The sequence below is a fragment of the Bradyrhizobium sp. BRP23 genome (assembly GCF_020194135.1).
Classification (GTDB): domain Bacteria; phylum Pseudomonadota; class Alphaproteobacteria; order Rhizobiales; family Xanthobacteraceae; genus Bradyrhizobium; species Bradyrhizobium yuanmingense.
Genome location: NZ_JADYVW010000005.1, coordinates 440,258 through 458,872, shown reverse-complemented (window position 1 = coordinate 458,872; position 18,615 = coordinate 440,258). Strand labels below are relative to the sequence as shown.

Sequence of the window (18,615 nt, the reverse complement as noted above, 5' to 3'; positions counted from 1 at the left end):
CCGGGACCGCATGCAAAGGGCCGCGTGATGCCTCTCCTCCACATTTCGATGCGCGCCGGTAAGCCGCAAAGCTACCGGCAGGCGATTCTGGACGGACTTTACCGCGCGATGCGCGAGGCCCTGAACGTGCCCGAAGGCGATGCGTTCATGGCCATCACCGAGCATGAGCCGGCCAACTTCCGCTGCGGCAATGCTTACGGCGTCGAGCGCAGCGAAGACGCCCTGCTGATCCAGATCACCGTGTTCGCCTCGCGCACGGCCGAGCAGAAGAAAGCGCTGTATCGCCGGATCGCCGACCTGCTCGGCGAGAACCCGGGGATCAGGCCCGAGGACGTGTTCGTCAACGTGCTCGACGCGCCCAAGGAGAACTGGTCCGTCGGTCACGGCATCGCGCAGTTCGCGTGAGGTGCACGGCGACGGATTGCCGGTCGAAGACTGAGATTCAGCTTCCCGCATGCGCACCGTGGTGACGGTGATACGCGCTCGGGGTAGGCCAGGTCCAGCCTTTCAGGGCCGTTCGATCCGGCTCGAAGATTTCGATCTTGAGCGGATGGCATGCCGCGGCATCGCTGGAATGGGTTGCGCTGCAGTCTCCACCCGGACAGGCCGACAGCGCGCCGAGCAGGTCGATCTCCGTGAAGAGCTCGATGAAGTCGCCGGGGCGGACCGGACTTGCCTTCATGAAATATTGGTGCGTGTCCCTGGTGAAGCCGGTGCACATGAAGACGTTGAGCACGTCGTGGACATGATGCTCCACTGCGGCCGGATCCGCCTTCAATTCGATGGCGAGGGCGCGGGACAGGTTGGAGTGGCAGCAAAAATCGTAGGCCGTGCCGTTCAGCAGGAGATTTGTATAGGGATCGCAGCGCGTGCCAATCACATCGTGAATGCCGGCGCCGTCGGCGTCGAAGCCGTACCAGCCGAGCGTATCGTGGCTGATGGTCGCCATCGGCCGAAGATAGGGCATATTGCTCCAGAGCCGGTCACCGATGCCGACATGCGTGCCATGGAGCGCCCGCGTCTTGCCGCTGAAGAAGCGCTCGGAGAGATCGTCCGCGTTCCAGATATTGAGGTCGCCGACCTGAGGGCCTTCGATGCTGACGATGCGGAAGAACTGGCCGCGCGCCACGCGAAAGGCACGTGCATCGCGCGGCGGCACGACAAGCTCGTGCGTCTTGACCGCAGCACGGCGGGCTGCTTCGAGCGTAGCCATATCCGGCCCGGGCATCGTCCCGGCCGGATAGACGATGGCCGGCTTGGCAGCGCGGCGCGAGGGGGCATCAGCGGGGGCGAGTGGCATATTTGGCGGCATAGTTCGGCCTCGGATCGACTCGGCAAGAGGAGAGGTGGTGGCTAATGGCGGAAGCGGTTGACCCTACCCCCTCACCTCAGCCGCCGGCAACGCACGCCTCCATGACTTCATCGAGCTCCGCCTTCGAGAGCATGCCAAGCTCGGCAATGAAGACGATGCGCGTCCGCGCCGCGCCCGGTGTCGGCGCATCGCCAGGCGCCAGGGTCGCGCGGCCGGCGGCGAACTGAAACACCATCGTGCGGCCGGGCTGCTCGATGGTTTCGAACAGGCCCTTGGCGCGCGCCAGCTTCGGCGCAAGGCGGCTGATGGCCTGCTGCAGGCGCGGCAGCGAGACCGGCTTATCCGAGGTCCAGCTGAGTGCCTCGAAGCGCTCCTCCGCCGGCCGTTTCGGTCCCACCTCGCGCGGCGCCGGAGCGCGGTCGGCACCGGCGGGAAACAGCAGCGCGGGCGGAATCTCGCCGTGCTGTGCCTCGACCACCACCGCGGGCACGCGCTGGGCGCGGATGGCGTCACGCATCCGCACCCCCGCGCCCGCGCCCGCCAGATCCAGCTTGCTCAATGCCACGATATCGGCGACGCGCAGCTGCGACCGCATCAGCGCGTCGTCCAGAGCCGAAGGCGGTGTCCCTGCGTCCAACACGCAAAGCACCGTCTCCAGCTGCGCCTCGCGCAGGATCACGGGGTCCATTAGGTTGCGCACGATGTCGGCGGGATCGGCAACGCCACTGGTCTCGATGACGATACAATCGGGCTTGGGATCACGCCGCAGCAGCGTCGAAAGCGTGCGGAGCAGATCGCCCTCGAGCGAGCAGCAGATGCAGCCATTGGCAAGGCTGACCACGCCGTCGCTCGCGCCCGCGATCAGCTCCGCATCGATGTTGATGGCGCCGAAATCGTTGACGACGGCAGCGATCCGCCGCCCCTCCGCATGCGCCAGCAGATGGTTGACGACCGTGGTCTTGCCGGCCCCCAAGAAGCCCGTCACCAGGAGAATGGGGACCGCCATGGATCAGCCCTCGACGATTGGGCGGCGCACGGGCCTGCCCGGCCGCGCGGTCACATCGAGCATGCCGTCGCTGATCAGCACCTGGCCGCTGACGACCAGATGCCGGACGCCCTCAGAGGGCCGGTTCATCGCGGTGAAGGTCGCACGGTCCGAGAGCTTCTCGTAGTCGAACACGACGATGTCGGCATCCGCGTCCTTGGCGAGCCGGCCCTTGCTGCGCATCGCCGGCGTGCTCTGCGAGAGGATCTCCGCCGGGATCAGCGCGCATTTGCGCACGCCTTCCAGCAGCGACACGGCCTTGCGCTCGCGCACCCATTCACGGATGAACTTCGTGAAGCAGCCGGCCGAACGCGGATGCGAGGTGGCGTCATCCGGCAGCGGCCAGGCATCGCCGGTGTAGGTTGAGCCGTCCGACAGCGTCCAAGGCATCGCGTCGGAGGCGATCGCGCCGCCGGGATACAGCACCGACATATCGAGCAGGTCGCGGTGGTGCGCATTGTTCTCGGTGTCGAGAATGTGCCAGAGCACCAGCGAGGACGGCTCCTCGGCCTGCGCCTTCAAGAGCTCCTCGCGGTCGTGGAAGCGGTAGCCGTCGGTGACGCGCTGCACGGAATCGTAACCGGTGCCGTTGCGCTCGACGAACTGGGGATCACTGAAGAAGGCCGCGGCCAGTACGGTCGAGCCGGTGCCGTAAGGATAGGCCTCGACCGTGATCGGCAGGCCCAGTCCTTGCGCCTTCTCGATCAGCACGCGGCAACGCTCGACGTCGGTCTTGCTCGACGAGTTGAAATGGCAGATGTGCATGTGCGCGCCGGTGGCGCCGGCATAGCCGATCAGGCGAATATAGGCTTCCACTGCGCTCTCGGGATCGATGCGCGACATGAAGGCGACATGGGTGAAGGTGGGGACGTCCTGCTTCGCGGCCAGCTGGCACACTGCGGTCAGCTCCTGCACGCCGGCGCCGGGCGCATAGGCGTTGAGGATGCCGATGCCGATACCGCCTTCGTTGAGGCCGCGGGCCAGACGCTCGAGAATGCCCGACACCTCCGCATCGGTTGCGACGTTGTCCATCCAGCGACGGTCGCGCATGGCGTTGCCGAATGCTTCCAGCGAGCTCTCCGCGTTGGAGCCCGTCATCGCGCCGATGCGGGCAAAGGCCCAGTTAGTGGCCGCGCCATAATTCAGCACGCGGCCCTTTCGCGCTTGGCGCTCATACCAGGACCCGACCGGCAGCACGCCGGCCTCGAGATCGAGGGTGGTCGTGACGCCGTCGAACGCCTGCATGCGATCGGCCGGGATCGACTGGCCATGGGCATGCAGATCGATGAAGCCGGGCGCCACCACGAGGCCGGTGGCGTCGATCACCCGCTCGGCGCCGCCGAGGCCCGTGCCGACCGCGGCGATCTTGCCGTCCACGACCGCCACATCCCCAACGGCGTCCATCCCGCTCGCGGGATCCACCACCCGGCCGCCAGAGACCACCAAACCGCTCATCTCGTCACTCCGAAAGCTATTGCAAAACCTCCAAAAGGCCCGGCAGCTCCGGAGGCATCGGCGGGCATAGTGCAGATTCCGGAGCGAACGGCCACCACCACCGACGCCTATGCGGCATGCTTGCTTGGGAGGCCGGTGTTTGCTGGGAGTGGATCAGGGCCGAAGCGCGGGACCACTGCGTCATTTCGTAGGTCCAATCGGCACGCGCTCGCGTCCTCGCGGCAGGATCTACCCGAGCCATGCTCCGCTTCACACCCCTCGAAAGCAAGGACGCAGGGAAGACTGCGCGCCAGCTGGCACCCATAAGACCCCTGCGCTGAATGCACACGCAGTGCACAGGGGAGACACAGGGTAGCCGAAACCAGGCCTTCCCTGCGCGATGGTTTGACGGCCTATGCCGCGCTCTCCCGGGAGCCGAGTTCCTTCTGGCCTCCCTCGCCTTTCGCGAAAGTCACGCCGCTCACGCCGGTTGACGCGAATGACGCCTTCGCCAAGGCTTGACCGTAGCAACGACGGCCAGGACCACACGGTTTCGCCGTACGCAGGGGCGCCGTTCGCCTTCGCGGCTCACGCATGCTCACGAGGTTCATCTCGCCCTGCACGCTACCGACCGCCTTGAACGCCCGCGTCCACCGCCACCCAGCCCGCGTTCGAAACGACGTACGACCGCCCCTCTAGTGGGCTGGGATGCGCGACAGATGCGATAGATCCGAATTTCGGTAAAGCGGAACATTTTCGCGAGGAGGGGCTGACAAAGACCTGTGTTGCTTGCCCGACGGAGAATGACGCGACGAACCGGGCATTGCGCGACTGGTGCAAGCTCCACTCGATCGTTATCGACTGATCCGGCAATCGACCGGGTCCAGCACTGAACCGGCCGCGACACCACTCTGCCGTCTTCTCGCCCCCATTGTCCTTCAGGGAGCCGGGCGGGGCGGCGTTACGGTGGGCAAAGTTCCCTGAGGTTCCGTGTGATCGTCCAACGTTTTCTGCAACAAAGCTCGCATTCCGTTTCGCGCCGCACTTTTCTTGGCGGGCTCCTGTCGGCAGGCAGCGCGCTCGCGCTCGGCGGATGCGCTGGCCTCGGTGCGACCGGCGCGCGCTACGACGCCTCCTCGCTCTCGGTCGACCCGACATTGCTTGTCGTCACCACGCGCAAGCCCGTGAACGGTGCTCGCGCGAAACCCTGGTTCGGGCCGGAGCGTGCCGCAAGCATGACGGTCGCGCGGGCGAAGCTGACGGCGCCGGACGAGAGCCGACTTTCCCTCGCCTCGGTCGGACTCGAGAACTGGCGTCTCGACCGGATCGAGCCGGTCCCGGCCGACGCCGGCGATCTCGCTGCGCAGGCCGGCGGCGGGGACGTGCTGATCTATGTGCACGGTTTCAAGCAGACATTCGAGACGGCGGTGCTGGATGCAGCCCACCTTTCCGATGGGATCAAGTTCCGCGGCCGGACCATGGCGTTCTCCTGGCCTTCCAAGGCAGGACTGTTCGACTACGCCTATGACCGCGACAGCGCGATGTGGTCGCGCGATAATTTCGAGCGCGTGCTCTCTGCGCTGGTGTCGGCGCCGGGGGCGGGGCGCGTGCACATCGTCGCCCACAGCATGGGAACCATGCTGACCCTCGAAAGCCTGCGCCAGCTCCATGGGAGATACGGCGACACGGTGACGAGCAAGATTGGCGCGGTGGTGTTTGCCGCGCCCGACATCGACATGGACGTGTTCTCGTCGGCGATCCAGCGCATCGGCCCTCTCGCCGGCAAGATCACGGTGATCGCCTCGACCAACGATCGTGCACTGGCGCTGTCGGGGCAGCTCGCCGGCGGCATGACCCGCGTCGGCGCGGCCGAGAAGGCCGCCATCGCAGGGCTCGGTGTGCGCGTGGTCGATGCCTCCCAGGAAGGCTGGGGCATCATCAACCACGATTTGTTCCTGTCTAATACGGAAGTGCAGCGGGTGATCCGCCGCTCGATCGACGGCACGACGGCGTAGGAGAGCGCCGAGCCACGCGAAAAGCCTGCTCCTGCCCACACCCGTTGCGGCTCCGAGGGGAATTGCATTGCAGCTTGCGGATGGAAGACCTATGTTGGGTAGCTAGTCAGGCAGCCGCCCATCGAATGGCGAGAGTCTGCAGGATCGCCTCACGGTGGATGGTTTCCATTCCGCATCGGAGGTGATGCCATGGCCATTGCTCCCACCCTCCAGAAATACCTCGCCGCTGAGAACATCCAGTACGAGGTGATCCCGCACGAACTCAGCATGACGTCCGCCCGAACGGCGCAGGCATGCCATATCTCCGGCGATCGCCTCGCCAAGGGCATCGTGTTGCGGCGCGACGGCGGATACATGCTGGCCGTCTTGCCCGCATCGCATCACCTCCGCCTGTCGGACCTGAGGACAAGCCTCGGCGACAATGTCCACATGGCCAATGAAACCGAGATCAATCGGCTGTTCAGCGACTGTGCACACGGTGCAGTTCCTGCCGTCGGCAAATGCTACGGATTGGATATCATCGTCGACGACAGCCTCGAGGCACAGCCGGACATCTATATGGAAGCCGGCGATCATGAGACGCTGCTTCACATGGGTCACGCGCAGTTTGCGCGCCTGACGGCCAACGCACCACACGGCCGCTTCAGCGCGCATGACTGAGGACCTGTGCGCCGCCCATTGTCCTTGCGGCCCTGGGCGGGAACTCTAGCCGCAAGTTCGCCGTCATACCGTTCCGCAGGGTGGCGGCGAAAGTGTCTGCGCTTTGTCTGGTCGGAGTTCGGAAGATGGGGGTGCCGCTGCATTGCATCAACGCACTTGAAACCCACGAACGGAGGCTCGCCATGAAAGTCAAAGACGTGATGCACAAGGGTGTCGACTGGGTCAGCCCCGACACCCCAATCACCGAGATTGCCAAACTGATGCGGGCACATGACATCGGCTGCATTCCGATTGGCGAGGATGACAAGCTGGTCGGAATGGTGACCGACCGCGACATCGTCTGCAAAGGACTCGCGAGCCACAGCTTCGATGCCGGCCGCGCGACGGCACGTGACGTGATGACCGAGGGCATCCATTGCTGCCGCGAGGACGATGACCTCGCCAAGGCGATGCATCATATGGAGAAGCTGCAGGTCCGCAGGCTGCCGGTGATCAACAAGAGCAAGCGGATGGTCGGCATCATCAGCCTGGGTGACGTCAGCCATTCCTCATCGGGTGACATGCTCACCGAGACCGTCAGAAGCGTTTCGGCGCATCACTGAAGTTACCGCCAAAACGTATGGCCACGGCTCCTCTCGCGATCCCCCCGAATAGGGTTGAGTGGGAGCCCGAGTCATGCGCTCGTGGTGCAACTATCGCGCGGCGCAGAAGCGACGACGCGATGCGGCTCATTTTGCGCCGGAGTGAATGCAAGTTGCGCCGGAATGGATGCAAGGCCCGTTCACTCGATCACGTCATCATCGATGACGCTGCGACGCGCAACCTACCAAGATGTGTTTCTTTCGAATGCGGACGTGCAGCGGGCGATCCTCCGCTCGATCGACTGCACTACCGCGTGAAAGAGCGCCTGCGCGGCGTCGGGCTACGCGATCAAGCGCTGCACCAATGCCGACTCGCTCGAATACGTCAGGAGCGCCTCGTGAGTTGCCCGGGTCACCCCGACATAGGTCAGCCGGACACATTCCTCGACGGTCTCGCCGTAGCGGCCGAGCAGGCCCAAGCCGGCGATGGCGACGCAGGGAAACTCCAGCCCTTTCGCGCTGTGCATGCTCAGGAATCGCACGGCGACCCGCTTGACCGAAACCCGGTTGCGATTGTCCTTGGCGATGTCGATCGGCGCACCATGCCCGGCGAGAATCTGCGCAACCCGTCCGCCGATCCAGTGCTCCGGGTAGAGACACGCCATCTGCGACCACTCGTAGCCGGCTTTCTTACGGTCGAGAAACCACTCGGCAACGCAGTGAGCTTCCGCCTCGATGCTCACGCACCGCCGCACATCCGGCTCCAGTCCCTGCCGACCCGCATCTTCGGGCAGCAGGATGGCGTGCTCGTCGTCGGCCGTGATGCCGGGAGCGCCGATGACGTCCGCGGCGAAGCGTCTCGCGAAGGCAACGATTTGGGCGGTGTTGCGATAGTTCACCTTCAGTACGGTCGTTCTGCCCTTTGCTTCAATGCCGAGCTGGCTCCAGACCGGCCGTTCACGCCCCTTATAGATAGCCTGGATATCGTCGTAGACGACCATCAGCGCCTTGGTGCGCGGGTTCACCATCTTGGCCGCAAGCGCGAGCCATTGCGGTTCGAAGTCGTGCGCCTCGTCGATCAGGACCGCGTCGTACTGCTCCGCCGGGATATGGCCGTGATCGACCGCCTTCACGACCTCTGAAACGCTCGCAGCCAGGCGCTCCGCGTAGTCCGGATAGTCTCGCTCGGATGGGGCGGTAATCCCGTACGTCCGCAGCATCCGGTAGCACCACGAGTGGAAGGTGAGAACCTGAACGCGGTCCTCGACACCCCTGCTCTGCATGGCATCTTCAAGCCGGCCGGCGATGCCGTTGGCGTAACACAGGATCAGCACCGGCTTTGCCGCCGCACGTGCCAGATACTCGGCGCGAAAAGCGAGGATCAGGGTCTTGCCCGATCCGGCGACGCCGCGAATGATGCGATGCCCCTCGCCCAGGCTGCGCGCGAACTGCTCCTGATGAAGGTCCATGACCGCGAGCGTCCGATCCGAAGAATCGGCGCGAGGCGCATCGTCCAAAGGCAGGGCAATCTGTCGTATCCGAACCTCCGGAACAGCAGCGCGCGCAGGCGGTCGAATTGCGGCATGGACAGCGGCTCTTCGAGACGCGGATGAACCATGCGCCACAATTTCGACCGGAATTCCTCGGGGTCCGCGCCCTCGGTCATCTCGTCCTTGAACAGGCAGAGATGCCCGGAGAACACCTCCTTGAGATCGGTCTGATCGAACTGCTTGCGGGTGATGTTAGTGAACACGGACCCGAAGCCGAACGGAACGATGGACCGGCCCGCGAGGCGATGTCCCGGCGGAAACAACAATTGCCCGTCGCGCTCAAGCGTGCGCACGACCTCGAATGTATATTTGCGAGCCTGCTCCAGCGGATTGCTTTCCCGCACCACACCACGACTTGTCAGCAGTTCGACCTTCGTCTTGTCGGCCGACACGATCGTCTCCAGGCGCCAATCCTTCACCTCGAGCACGAGCAGGCCGTTCGCGGGATGAATGATGATGAAGTCCGGATGCCGGTTGCGAGGCCCGACAGGCAGGTTGTGCCAAACGACGGCGTTCTCCTCGAGGAAGTCCTTCAATCGTTCCGCCAGTCGTAGCTCACCACGGCTGTCGAAGCGCGCGAAGCCGAGACTCGGGATCAGGATAGCCATGTCACGACCGCGAGCACCATTTGCGGACCACCTTGTGAGGCAAAGTGCAACAGGGCGGTCTCTCCAGGCTGACATGGTCGCCTAGAGTGTGCAGGTTTTCAATGGCTTAGGATCAGCTGGCGCTCCCTAGGGGAATCGAACCCCTGTTTCAGCCTTGAGAGGGCCGCGTCCTAACCGCTAGACGAAGGGAGCGTGAGGGCTAGCCAATAGCCTCGAAATTTGTCCGCCGCAAGGACCCCGAGGGGCGTTTTACGGCTCATTGGCGAATTTCAGCCGTCCGGCCGACTTCAGGGTATGGGCATCGAAGGTGCGGATCTCGATGATTCCGCCGAGATCCAGCGTCACTACGAGGCGGTCGCCGGCGACCCCGGTCGAGACGATTCTGGCGCCCTTGGGCAGGGTGGCAGTGACATCGCTTGCCGCTTCGACCGCCCTTCCCTCAGACTTGAAAAGGCGGTAGCCCACCGCGATCAGCACGGCGCAGAACGCCAGCGCCGTGGTCAACCCCGCGATCAGCATCATCCGCCGCACCCGCGCGAACAGCGCGGCCTGCTCGGGGGTCGGTTCGGGAACAGCGGTATCAGACGTCGTCATGGAAAGCCCTGGGTCAGCGCAAAGGTTGGAGGTTGTGGTCGAAGGCTCCGAGGGCTCGGCCCGGCTCGACCGCGTGCTGGCGGCGCGCCTGCCGGAGCTGTCGCGATCGAGGCTGAAAGCCCTGATCCTGGCGGGCGCAGTGCACCTGAAGGCCTCCGCGGTCCGCGACCCCGCTTATCACGTCGCATCCGGCGATACGATCATAATCGACGTGCCGGAAGCGGCGCCCGCCGAGCCCAAGGGGGAGGACATCGCCGTCGATATCGTGTTCGAGGACGACGACATCGTCGTCCTCAACAAGCCCAAGGGCCTCGTCGTGCACCCCGCGGCCGGCCACGAGACCGGCACCTTGGTGAATGCGCTGATCGCCCATTGCGGCGCCTCGCTCTCCGGCATCGGCGGAGTGCGCCGGCCCGGGATCGTGCACCGGCTCGACAAGGACACGACGGGGCTGATGGTGGTTGCCAAGAACGATCTCGCCCACGCTTCATTGACGGCGCAATTCGCCGATCACGGCCGCACCGGCGCGATGCGGCGCGGCTACATGGCATTCGCCTGGGGCGTGCCGAACCGGCACCGCGGCACCGTCGATGCGCCGATCGACCGGCATCCGCATGCACGCGAGAAGATGGCCGTACGCCAGGGTGGCCGCGAGGCGGTGACGCATTGGGAAATCCTGGAGAGCTTTCATGGACGCGACGGCAAGGGCGTCGCCGCCCTGCTCGCCTGCGAGCTCGAGACCGGCCGCACCCATCAGATCCGCGTCCATCTCGCCCATATCGGCCACCCGCTGATGGGCGATGCCGTCTATGGCCCGCATTTCAAGACCAAGGCCAACCAGCTCGGCCCCGAGTCGCAGGCAGCTTTGGCGGCGCTGGGGCGGCAGGCCTTACATGCTTACCTGCTGGTATTGGAGCACCCGAGGACGGGAGAATTACTGCACTGGGAGGCGCCTTTGCCGGAGGATTTGCTTCTCCTGGAACGTGCGCTCAAGGCGGCGCTATGACGCAGGCCGCTTCAGAAAGCCTTTACATTACAAAAAGTTATAGCTGCCACACGGGGACGTGACGTCAGCAATCCTTCCCTTTTTGACCCCCGATGGGGTATATTGCGTCTGCGTTGAAATGACCAACGCGGAACATCGCAGCTACGGCCGGCTTTAACACAGCGGTCGTCTGCCTGGCCCGCCGCTATCGGGGGCCTGAACCTTTTGGAGGGCGCACTATGGCCCGTACCGCTGCTTTGCCGGTCCTCAATGGAGAATCCGGCCTTTCTCGCTACCTCGCCGAGATCCGCAAATTCCCGATGCTGGAACCGCAGGAGGAGTACATGCTCGCCAAGCGTTGGCGTGAGCATGACGATCGCGACGCGGCACACCAACTCGTCACCAGCCATCTCCGCCTCGTGGCCAAGATCGCCATGGGCTATCGCGGCTACGGCCTGCCGATCTCCGAGGTCGTCTCGGAAGGCAATGTCGGCCTGATGCAGGCGGTGAAGCGATTCGAACCCGAGAAGGGATTCCGTCTCGCCACCTACGCCATGTGGTGGATCAAGGCGTCGATTCAAGAGTACATCCTCCGTTCGTGGTCGCTCGTGAAGATGGGCACCACCGCGAACCAGAAGAAGCTGTTCTTCAACCTGCGCAAGGCGAAGAGCAAGATCAACGCACTGGACGAAGGCGATCTCCGCCCCGACCAAGTCAAGTTGATCGCCAAGCGCCTCGGCGTCACCGATCAGGACGTGATCGACATGAACCGCCGCCTCGGCGGCGACGCGTCGCTCAACGCACCGATCCGCGACGACGGCGAAGCCGGCGAATGGCAGGACTGGCTGGTCGACAACACGCCCAACCAGGAAGCCATGATGGCGGAGCACGAGGAGTATGATCACCGCCGTGACGCGCTGAACGGCGCCATGGGCGTGCTCAACCCGCGCGAACGCCGCATCTTCGAGGCCCGCCGCCTCGCCGATGAGCCGATGACGCTGGAAGACCTTGCTGCCGAGTTCGGCGTGTCGCGCGAGCGCGTCCGCCAGATCGAGGTCCGCGCCTTCGAGAAGGTGCAGTCCGCGGTCAAGGGCACGATCGCAAAGGCCGAACAGGCCGCGCTGGAAGCCGCGCATTAAGCGCGGCGGCTCAGCGCCAGAGATTGGCGGATCGAAAGAGACGAAAAGCCGGCGGCAACGCCGGCTTTTTTGTTGGTGTGATGCGAACTGCGCCCGATAGCGGTGCGTGTGGGCACACCGCCTACTCCCCCCATTGCCTTGCCATCGTCGCGAGCGTGCAGCCTTCGCAATAGCGGGCGTCCTTGTAGTCGATCCAGTTGTGCGCGTAGACCCGCTCGAGCGGGATGTCGTAGCGCGCGCGCAGCACTTTCACGAGGATCCTCCACGCCGCGACCTGTGCCTCGGTCGGCCCCGCCGTCACGTCGGGATAATTGCCGGCGAACTCGACGCCGATCGAATTGTCGCGCACCACCTGGCGGTAGGTCGGACGGTTGTCGATGTACTTGTTGTCGTTGCGGTTGGCGCCGTCGCTGTGGGTCGGCACGAGGTTCTCGGCGACCGCCCAATAGACCGTGCCGTCGGTCTCGACCCAGACCGTGACGCCGCGCCGCGTCGGGTTCTTCGCCTGGGCCTGCGCGCCGCCGCGGGCAGAGCCCGCCGGTCCCTCGGTCTGGTGCACGATGATGTTGCGCCAGGATCTTGCGCTAGCGAGGTCGCCCCACGGCGCCAGCCAGACGATCTTCAAGCCGGGGATGTCGGGCGTGCCGGAGGCGCGCGCGAGCCTGGCGAGCTCGGCATCCGCAGCAGCGGCGGGGAAGATCGGAAGGAGAGCGGCCAACACGGCCGCGAGCAGGCGAAATATCATCATGCAGGGTCCAATGCGACCCAAGCCTAACAGGCTTTACGCGAATGTCCTCACCGTCCCGACAGACTCGGGCGATAACGGCGGGGTGGGGTCATAGACCGCAAAATCGTTCTTGCCGTTCTTCTTGGCCGCATAGAGGGCATGGTCGGCATTGGCCATCAGGCGGTCCGGGAATTCCCCGATGCCGCGATCCCACTCCGCAACCCCGATCGAGATCGCGATCGGAATGTCGCGGCCGCTGCAGCTGACGGCATCCTGCCGGCAGACCTCAAGCACGCGGCGGGCGATCGCGGCAGCCTCGCGCAGCGACGAGGACGGCAGCACGATGCAGAACTCGTCGCCACCGGTGCGGGCGAGCATGTCGCCGGGCCGCAGGCGCGTCTGCGCCATCAGAGTGAAGTGCTTGAGGCAGGCATCGCCGGCGGCATGGCCATGGGTGTCGTTGATGGTCTTGAAGCCGTCGAGGTCGATCAGCAGCAGCGAGAACGGCTCACCGCTGCGCCCCGAACGGGCGCATTCCTCGGTCAGGCGCTGCAAGAGATGCCGCCGGTTGGCAACGCCGGTGAGATCGTCGAGCAACGCGAGGTCGGCAACCTCGCCCCGCAACCGGTCCATCGCCATCAGCAGGAAACCGAAATTGAGCGTCATCGACAGGAACAGCAGCCCGAGCACCATGATCGCATGGGCCTGGCCGCCGGCGCGCGCCGAGAGATCGTAGCCGAGCAGATTGCCCACGGTGCGCACGAGCAGGATCGCGATGATGCTGAGGATGACGATGCCGGACAGCTTGGCGCCCGGACTGACGCGGCCTTCCGGCGACAACAACAGACGCAGCGCCAGCATCAGCGGCAGGGCCTGACCGAACGTGTAGCTGAGCATGCGCAGCTGCATGTGCTCGAATCCGACCATGAAGAGCACGACGCCGACAAGGCTCAAGCACCCCGTCGCGGTCATCAGGCGCCACGAGACCGGCCGGTCGTAGAAGCGCTGAATTCCCATGGCGGCAAGGCAGCTCGCAGCGATGACACCGCCGGCGCCGAGCAGCAGCGGCAGGGGAGAGGCGACGAACAGACGGATCAAGGCCGTCATCGCGCCGGCGGCACCGACGAAGGCCGATGCCATCCAGAACCGCGCAGCCGCGAAATTCGGATAGGAACGCGTCACGTAGGCCCAGATCACGCCGAGCGCCAGGAAGTTGACGACGAAGACCGTCCACAATGTCGGTACGTTCAGCATGACGCGTACAGCACGCGCAGCGTCCCGCCCCCCGATCCCGGCAGCCGTCCGTCCATGACCCATCCCCGTTTTCTTGCGGAAGACAATGCGATGGTTGCGCTTAATGGATTCTCACTGCGGCTCGCGAAAACGCGCCCTTGGTTTTGGATTCATGAACGGCACGCGGCTATTGCCGGATCGTTAAGGCTGCCGCGGCCGATGGCCGTGCTGACGCGTAGAGCGGATTCGCGCCAAAAATCACCCGAAAGTGCATCTGAGCTGTGGATAACAGGATGACACGGATGTGACGACGCGGGGCAGCCGGCTCCGAATCTGCTGAGTTTGTCGTCGAGGATGTTGCGAGGCTGGCCCTCCGCCGAGCACCCTCGTGTCGCGTTCCACCATTAACCCTTGAGAGGATACTATGGCTAAGAAAGCGAAGAAGGCGGCGAAGAAGAAGGCGAAAAAGGCCAAGAAGGCGAAGAAGAAGTAACGAGGCTTCTGTTTCTTTGCCCGGGTGGAGTGAGCTCCGCCCGGGCGTCGGGTCGATCGAAGGTGGCGGGCGCAAGGCCCGCTTTTTTATTGTGCGAGAGTTCGAAGTGTACCCGCTCTAACAGCGTCATGGCCGGGCTTGTCCCGGCCATCCACGCCTTGCCGCACAGTCCGAAGAGCGTGGATGCCCGGGACAAGCCCCGGCATGACGAGACCTTTCGAGAGGTGACGAAGACCTACCTTTCCGACAACGCCAGCTTGGCGCCGAGCGCGGCGAAGCCGGCGGCAAAGGAGCGGCGCAGCCAGGCCATGACGGCCGGGCGGGAGATGACGCGCTCGCGCACCGCGGCGGCGCAGAGGCCGTAGAGGACGAACACCGCGAACGTCATCGCCATGAAGGCGCCGCTCAATTCCAGCATGCGCGCCAGCACATGGGCCTCGTCCGCCGCGATGAATTGCGGCAGGAAGGCGAGAAAGAAGATCGACAGTTTTGGATTGAGGATGTTGATCAGGAAGCCGGTGACGATGACACGGCTGCTCGATCTTTCCCTGATCTCGCCGCCAACCGCCAGCGCCCCAGTCTCGCGCAGCGCCTGCCAGGACATGTAGAGCAGATAGGCGACGCCGCACCATTTCAGCGCGGCGAAGGCGAGCGCGCTGGTGTGGAGCACGGCGGCAAGACCGAGCATCGCCGCCGCCATGTGCGGCACGATGCCGAGCGTGCAGCCGAAGGCGGCCGCCACGCTGGCGCGCGAACCGCGGGTCAGCGCCGCGGCCAGCGTGTAGAGCACGCCGGTGCCGGGGGAAGCGACGACGATGAGCGAGGTGAGCAGGAAGGACCAGGTCATGGTCCGACCTTATCACCGCAGGGCGCTGCGAGAAAGCGGGCGCGTCAGGACAGCTGAGCGATCTCGGCCTCGCGCAGCACGTCGAGCGGCGCCCAGGGCTTGGCCCAGAACTTGGCGCCGTCGGGCAAGGCCTGCTTCAAGGGCCGGCCCGAGGTGACGACGACGTCGAGCTTCGGATTGCGGTCCTTGGCGACATGCGCGAGCTCGACACCGTTCATGCGGCCGGCCAGCTGGACGTCGGTCAGCATCAGACAGAGCGCGCCGGCGTTCTTGTCGAGCACGCGCTCGGCGGCCTCGGCGCTTTCGCACTGGATGACCTGGTAGCCGCTCTCCTCCAGGAGGACGCAAAGCATCTCCCGCTGCATGGCGTCGTCTTCAACGATCAGCGCTGTCGCGCGTAATGGCGTCGCTTGTCCCATCGGCGGCTCCCAATGCATGCCCTCATAACGGATGTTAAAAACCCAGGCGGACGTGGGTTCGGTTTCATTTCAAAAAAAAGTAATTCATAGTTCCATCATCGGGGACTTGACGGGGGAACTCATGACGACGATTCGGGGCGCCGCCGCCATCACGGGAGCCGCGAGCGGCATCGGCCGGGCGCTGGCGATCGAGCTCGCGCAACGCGGCTGCGACCTCGCACTGGCCGATCGCGACGAGGGTGGATTGAAGGCGCTCGCGGCGGAGATCGGAACAACGCGCAAGGTCAGCCTGCACCGCGTCGACGTCGGCGAGGCCGGCGACATCGCGCAGTTCGCGAGCGAGGCCATCGCCGCGCATCCTTCCCTCGGCATCGTCGTCAACAATGCCGGCGTTGCGCTGATGGGCACATTCGAGGAGATCGACCAGGCCCAGATGGACTGGCTGTTCGACATCAATTTCTGGGGCGTGGTGCACGGCACACGCGCCTTCCTGCCGCACCTGAAGACGATGAGCGAGGCCCACATCGTCAACCTCTCCTCGATCTTCGGCATCATCGCCCCGCCGGGCCAATCGGCCTATGCCGCGGCGAAGTTCGCAGTGCGCGGCTTCTCGGAGAGCGTGCGGCACGAGCTCAGCGTCGCGGGCAGCTCGGTGAAGCTGTCGGTCGTGCATCCCGGCGGCATCGCCACCGCGATCGCGCGCAACGCCCGCACCGGCGTCGGCGTCACCGACAATGCCCGCCGCGCGCAATCGATCGAACGGTTCGAGAACGCGGCGAAGACCTCGCCGAAGGACGCGGCACTGCGCATCATCAGGGGCATCGAGCGCAACGAGCCGCGCATCCTGATCGGCAACGACGCTCGCTTCATGGACCTGCTGCAGCGCTTCCGCCCGGGCACGTATTGGGCGCCGCTGCAGCGGCGGCTGGAGAAGATGGCGAAGGGGATAGAAAAGTAGCCAGGAGCGCAACGGCCTCCACACCCACCGCTGTCATTCCCCGCGAAGGCGGGGAATCCAGTACGCCGTGGCTTCTCGGCTCTAGCCGCGCCGCTCTGGAATACTGGATCACCCGCCTTCGCGGGTGATGACACCGATGATGTGGTCACTGCCCCATCAGCCGATCGGCGAAATAGCCGATGGTCTTGCGGTACACCACCGCCCTGTTCCACTCGCGCATCGCCTCGAAGTTCGGCGTTCCCTCGCCATAGGGCTGGCCCATCTTGAAGCCGCTCGTGTGCAGGAGGTTCGCGGTCGAGGCGAGCACGTCGGGGATGCTGTGGCGGAGATCGACATGGCCGTCGCCGTCGAAATCGACGCCGTACTTGATGTAGGACGATGGCAGGAACTGGGTCTGGCCGATCTCGCCGGCATAGGCGCCGATCATGTCGCGCAGCTGCAGGTCACCGCGCTGCACGATCTTGAGCGCCGCGAGCAGCTCGCCCTGGAACAGATCGGTGCGGCGGCAATCATGCGCGAGCGTCGCCAGCGTGCGGACCACCGGCAGCTTGCCGGTGTCGCCCTTGCCGAAATCGCTCTCCAGCCCCCAGATCGCGACCAGGATATAGCGGGGCACGCCGAACTTCTGCTCGATGCGCGACAGCAGCGCGGCATGCCGCTGCAGCATCGCGCGCCCGCCATTGACGCGGCCGGGGCCGACCCGGGTCGAGACGTACTGCTCGAAGGTCTTGTTGAAGGTGTAGCGCTGGCGCCGGTCGAAGGCGAGAACCGCAGGGTCGGGCGTCACGCCGCCGAGCGCCGCATTGGTCACGCCAGCCGAGACGCCGGCGGCCTGAGCCTCCTGCGCCATGCTGGCGACAAAACTGTTGAAGTCGCCGCCGCAGCGGGCGGCCTGCGCCGACCCGCCGGCCAGAGACACGACAAAGGCGGCAGCGAGAAGCAGTCTCAGCATGTGGAGCAATCCCCAAGAATCCCAGCGCGAAGCAGCGCTGAGGATCATGCCCGGGAACGCCACGAGCGTCAAAGCGCAAGGCTCGAAGGACAAGGCTCGAAGCAAGGCTTGATCCGCATCAAACCGTCTCACGCCATGCTTTCTAGACTGGACCGAGCAGGAGAACCGCACATGACCGGAATTACCTTGACCGCCGAGCAGATCCGCAATGCGCCCGCCCCGGTGCGGCAATGGATCGAGCAGGAGGTGATCGCCGCGCTCGGCCTTGCGCCACGGACGCCGGCGGCCGCGCCGCCGCAAGTCCCCCACCTCGTCGCCTGCAGCGTGGAAGACATGGCCGGCGTGCTCGAGCACATCCGCGGCGTGCTTCCGGCCGTGAACGTGCTGTTCGAGCTCGGCCGCCCCGGCATCAGCTTCGGCCGCCCCGCGGTGATGACGTTCCGCCTGATGGACCTCCTGCATCACACGCGCCTCTCGGACGTCAGCGAGGTCATGACGTGCCTCGAGATGATCAACCAGGCGCTGACCGAGGTGAAGAAGGACGCTTCCGTGCGGTTCTGCGGCTTCGACAATGAGGGCCATTGCCTGATCGCGCCGCAGACGCAACAGAGCATCGCGACGTTGTGGCAGACCATGATGGAGCGACAGCAGGCCGCGCGCGCCGCGCCGGCGGCGTGAGGGGAACGTCATCGCCATGCCCAATCGCCAGCAGCCTCCATCAACCCGCTCGCTCCTCCGCATCCCGCTATTTCGCCTGCTCGCCATCAATCTTGCGATCGGCGCCTGCGCCGCAATGCTATTGGTCGGCGGCCTGCTCTGGCTCAATCCCGGGCATCTGCGGGAGCTGATCTTCGCCGACCGCGCACCTGCCATTGCGCTCGTGCTGCTGCTCGCTTCCTTCCTCATCACCTTCGGCTCGGCCGCGATGGGCAGCGCGATCATGGCGCAGGGACGCAAGGAGCGTAGCAACAAAGGCGGCGGACGGGGATCGCGGCTCGCCGTGCAGGAGGTGGTGCACCGCCGGCGAGATTGAGGCGCGCAGCGCGAAGCGTGCGCGGCGGCG

General features: G+C 65.1%; 20 protein-coding genes and 1 tRNA gene. 9 read left to right on the top strand and 12 right to left on the bottom strand.

From position 1 onward, the window contains the following. The first annotated feature begins 27 nt into the window (after positions 1-27). Positions 28-405, top strand: a complete 378-nt coding sequence (locus tag I6F24_RS17155) for a tautomerase family protein (protein ID WP_109145972.1) — start codon at positions 28-30, stop codon at positions 403-405. Positions 406-442: 37 nt separating this feature from the next. Here I6F24_RS17155 and I6F24_RS17150 read toward each other — a convergent pair whose 3' ends face one another. The 3 genes from I6F24_RS17150 to I6F24_RS17140 form a co-directional block, all read right to left on the bottom strand. Next, a complete protein-coding gene (locus I6F24_RS17150) occupies positions 443-1,312 on the bottom strand; it encodes a DUF1989 domain-containing protein (protein WP_225151081.1) in 870 nt (289 codons plus the stop codon). 76 nt (positions 1,313-1,388) lie between these two features. Continuing rightward, positions 1,389-2,318: a GTP-binding protein gene (locus I6F24_RS17145; RefSeq protein ID WP_109145257.1), complete on the bottom strand. Its 930-nt coding sequence runs from the start codon at positions 2,316-2,318 to the stop codon at positions 1,389-1,391. Between the two features lie 3 nt (positions 2,319-2,321). Next, entirely contained in the window at positions 2,322-3,812 is a 1,491-nt protein-coding gene (locus tag I6F24_RS17140) for an amidohydrolase family protein (RefSeq protein WP_249787287.1), read from the bottom strand. Positions 3,813-4,783: 971 nt separating this feature from the next. On the opposite strand from I6F24_RS17140, the gene I6F24_RS17135 reads away from it, so the two are divergent. The 3 genes from I6F24_RS17135 (at position 4,784) to I6F24_RS17125 (ending at position 7,068) form a co-directional block, all read left to right on the top strand. After that, positions 4,784-5,806 carry an alpha/beta fold hydrolase gene (locus tag I6F24_RS17135; protein ID WP_225151079.1) on the top strand — a complete coding sequence of 341 codons (1,023 nt, stop codon included), beginning with the start codon at positions 4,784-4,786 and terminating at the stop codon, positions 5,804-5,806. A gap of 189 nt (positions 5,807-5,995) precedes the next feature. Beyond that, positions 5,996-6,466 carry a YbaK/EbsC family protein gene (locus I6F24_RS17130; protein WP_036009608.1) on the top strand — a complete coding sequence of 157 codons (471 nt, stop codon included), beginning with the start codon at positions 5,996-5,998 and terminating at the stop codon, positions 6,464-6,466. Positions 6,467-6,648: 182 nt separating this feature from the next. Beyond that, positions 6,649-7,068: a CBS domain-containing protein gene (locus I6F24_RS17125; protein ID WP_036009620.1), complete on the top strand. Its 420-nt coding sequence runs from the start codon at positions 6,649-6,651 to the stop codon at positions 7,066-7,068. A 320-nt stretch (positions 7,069-7,388) separates the two neighbouring features. Here I6F24_RS17125 and I6F24_RS17120 read toward each other — a convergent pair whose 3' ends face one another. The 4 genes from I6F24_RS17120 to I6F24_RS17105 all read right to left on the bottom strand — a co-directional run bounded on the left by I6F24_RS17120 (position 7,389) and on the right by I6F24_RS17105 (position 9,799). Beyond that, positions 7,389-8,516, bottom strand: a complete 1,128-nt coding sequence (locus tag I6F24_RS17120; RefSeq protein ID WP_225151077.1) for a UvrD-helicase domain-containing protein — start codon at positions 8,514-8,516, stop codon at positions 7,389-7,391. Beyond that, a complete protein-coding gene (locus tag I6F24_RS17115; protein WP_199751042.1) occupies positions 8,429-9,205 on the bottom strand; it encodes a nuclease-related domain-containing protein in 777 nt (258 codons plus the stop codon). The genes I6F24_RS17120 and I6F24_RS17115 overlap by 88 nt, the downstream gene beginning before the upstream one ends. 117 nt (positions 9,206-9,322) lie before the next feature. After that, positions 9,323-9,397: transfer RNA gene (locus tag I6F24_RS17110), tRNA-Glu, on the bottom strand. Between the two features lie 57 nt (positions 9,398-9,454). Continuing rightward, on the bottom strand, positions 9,455-9,799 hold the full coding sequence (locus I6F24_RS17105) for a hypothetical protein (RefSeq protein ID WP_036009606.1): 345 nt from the start codon (positions 9,797-9,799) through the stop codon (positions 9,455-9,457). Here I6F24_RS17105 and I6F24_RS17100 point away from each other — a divergent pair. Beyond that, positions 9,798-10,805, top strand: coding sequence for an RluA family pseudouridine synthase (locus I6F24_RS17100; protein WP_109145262.1), 1,008 nt, complete (start codon positions 9,798-9,800; stop codon positions 10,803-10,805). The two genes, I6F24_RS17105 and I6F24_RS17100, sit on opposite strands and share 2 nt — an antisense overlap. 218 nt (positions 10,806-11,023) lie before the next feature. Then, positions 11,024-11,923 carry an RNA polymerase sigma factor RpoH gene (gene rpoH / locus I6F24_RS17095; protein ID WP_036009602.1) on the top strand — a complete coding sequence of 300 codons (900 nt, stop codon included), beginning with the start codon at positions 11,024-11,026 and terminating at the stop codon, positions 11,921-11,923. A 121-nt stretch (positions 11,924-12,044) separates the two neighbouring features. Here rpoH and I6F24_RS17090 read toward each other — a convergent pair whose 3' ends face one another. The 4 genes from I6F24_RS17090 to I6F24_RS17075 form a co-directional block, all read right to left on the bottom strand. Continuing rightward, positions 12,045-12,671: an N-acetylmuramoyl-L-alanine amidase gene (locus I6F24_RS17090; RefSeq protein ID WP_036030397.1), complete on the bottom strand. Its 627-nt coding sequence runs from the start codon at positions 12,669-12,671 to the stop codon at positions 12,045-12,047. A gap of 33 nt (positions 12,672-12,704) precedes the next feature. Beyond that, a complete protein-coding gene (locus I6F24_RS17085; protein ID WP_036030394.1) occupies positions 12,705-13,904 on the bottom strand; it encodes a GGDEF domain-containing protein in 1,200 nt (399 codons plus the stop codon). Positions 13,905-14,611: 707 nt separating this feature from the next. Continuing rightward, complete coding sequence (locus I6F24_RS17080) at positions 14,612-15,223, bottom strand: LysE family translocator (RefSeq protein WP_036030390.1); 612 nt, start codon at positions 15,221-15,223, stop codon at positions 14,612-14,614. Positions 15,224-15,267: 44 nt separating this feature from the next. Then, positions 15,268-15,642: a response regulator gene (locus I6F24_RS17075; protein ID WP_036009616.1), complete on the bottom strand. Its 375-nt coding sequence runs from the start codon at positions 15,640-15,642 to the stop codon at positions 15,268-15,270. A gap of 121 nt (positions 15,643-15,763) precedes the next feature. Between I6F24_RS17075 and I6F24_RS17070 the strand changes: the two genes are divergently transcribed. Next, a complete protein-coding gene (locus I6F24_RS17070; protein WP_036030388.1) occupies positions 15,764-16,600 on the top strand; it encodes an SDR family NAD(P)-dependent oxidoreductase in 837 nt (278 codons plus the stop codon). A gap of 145 nt (positions 16,601-16,745) precedes the next feature. On the opposite strand, the gene I6F24_RS17065 is transcribed toward I6F24_RS17070, so the two are convergent. Then, positions 16,746-17,552 carry a lytic murein transglycosylase gene (locus I6F24_RS17065; RefSeq protein ID WP_036030385.1) on the bottom strand — a complete coding sequence of 269 codons (807 nt, stop codon included), beginning with the start codon at positions 17,550-17,552 and terminating at the stop codon, positions 16,746-16,748. Positions 17,553-17,723: 171 nt separating this feature from the next. Between I6F24_RS17065 and I6F24_RS17060 the strand changes: the two genes are divergently transcribed. Then, entirely contained in the window at positions 17,724-18,230 is a 507-nt protein-coding gene (locus I6F24_RS17060) for a hypothetical protein (protein ID WP_036030382.1), read from the top strand. A gap of 16 nt (positions 18,231-18,246) precedes the next feature. Continuing rightward, entirely contained in the window at positions 18,247-18,585 is a 339-nt protein-coding gene (locus tag I6F24_RS17055) for a hypothetical protein (protein WP_036030379.1), read from the top strand. Positions 18,586-18,615 lie beyond the last annotated feature (30 nt).

Coding starts and splice junctions, on each gene's coding strand:
- I6F24_RS17145 (WP_109145257.1), bottom strand. CDS start 2,318: ATGGCGGTCCCCATTCTCCTGGTGACGGGCTTCTTGGGGGCCGGCAAG.
- I6F24_RS17140 (WP_249787287.1), bottom strand. CDS start 3,812: ATGAGCGGTTTGGTGGTCTCTGGCGGCCGGGTGGTGGATCCCGCGAGC.
- rpoH (WP_036009602.1), top strand. CDS start 11,024: ATGGCCCGTACCGCTGCTTTGCCGGTCCTCAATGGAGAATCCGGCCTT.
- I6F24_RS17090 (WP_036030397.1), bottom strand. CDS start 12,671: ATGATGATATTTCGCCTGCTCGCGGCCGTGTTGGCCGCTCTCCTTCCG.
- I6F24_RS17130 (WP_036009608.1), top strand. CDS start 5,996: ATGGCCATTGCTCCCACCCTCCAGAAATACCTCGCCGCTGAGAACATC.
- I6F24_RS17085 (WP_036030394.1), bottom strand. CDS start 13,904: ATGCTGAACGTACCGACATTGTGGACGGTCTTCGTCGTCAACTTCCTG.
- I6F24_RS17080 (WP_036030390.1), bottom strand. CDS start 15,223: ATGACCTGGTCCTTCCTGCTCACCTCGCTCATCGTCGTCGCTTCCCCC.
- I6F24_RS17125 (WP_036009620.1), top strand. CDS start 6,649: ATGAAAGTCAAAGACGTGATGCACAAGGGTGTCGACTGGGTCAGCCCC.
- I6F24_RS17150 (WP_225151081.1), bottom strand. CDS start 1,312: ATGCCGCCAAATATGCCACTCGCCCCCGCTGATGCCCCCTCGCGCCGC.
- I6F24_RS17100 (WP_109145262.1), top strand. CDS start 9,798: ATGGAAAGCCCTGGGTCAGCGCAAAGGTTGGAGGTTGTGGTCGAAGGC.
- I6F24_RS17070 (WP_036030388.1), top strand. CDS start 15,764: ATGACGACGATTCGGGGCGCCGCCGCCATCACGGGAGCCGCGAGCGGC.
- I6F24_RS17115 (WP_199751042.1), bottom strand. CDS start 9,205: ATGGCTATCCTGATCCCGAGTCTCGGCTTCGCGCGCTTCGACAGCCGT.
- I6F24_RS17105 (WP_036009606.1), bottom strand. CDS start 9,799: ATGACGACGTCTGATACCGCTGTTCCCGAACCGACCCCCGAGCAGGCC.
- I6F24_RS17120 (WP_225151077.1), bottom strand. CDS start 8,516: ATGGACCTTCATCAGGAGCAGTTCGCGCGCAGCCTGGGCGAGGGGCAT.
- I6F24_RS17155 (WP_109145972.1), top strand. CDS start 28: ATGCCTCTCCTCCACATTTCGATGCGCGCCGGTAAGCCGCAAAGCTAC.
- I6F24_RS17075 (WP_036009616.1), bottom strand. CDS start 15,642: ATGGGACAAGCGACGCCATTACGCGCGACAGCGCTGATCGTTGAAGAC.
- I6F24_RS17065 (WP_036030385.1), bottom strand. CDS start 17,552: ATGCTGAGACTGCTTCTCGCTGCCGCCTTTGTCGTGTCTCTGGCCGGC.
- I6F24_RS17060 (WP_036030382.1), top strand. CDS start 17,724: ATGACCGGAATTACCTTGACCGCCGAGCAGATCCGCAATGCGCCCGCC.
- I6F24_RS17055 (WP_036030379.1), top strand. CDS start 18,247: ATGCCCAATCGCCAGCAGCCTCCATCAACCCGCTCGCTCCTCCGCATC.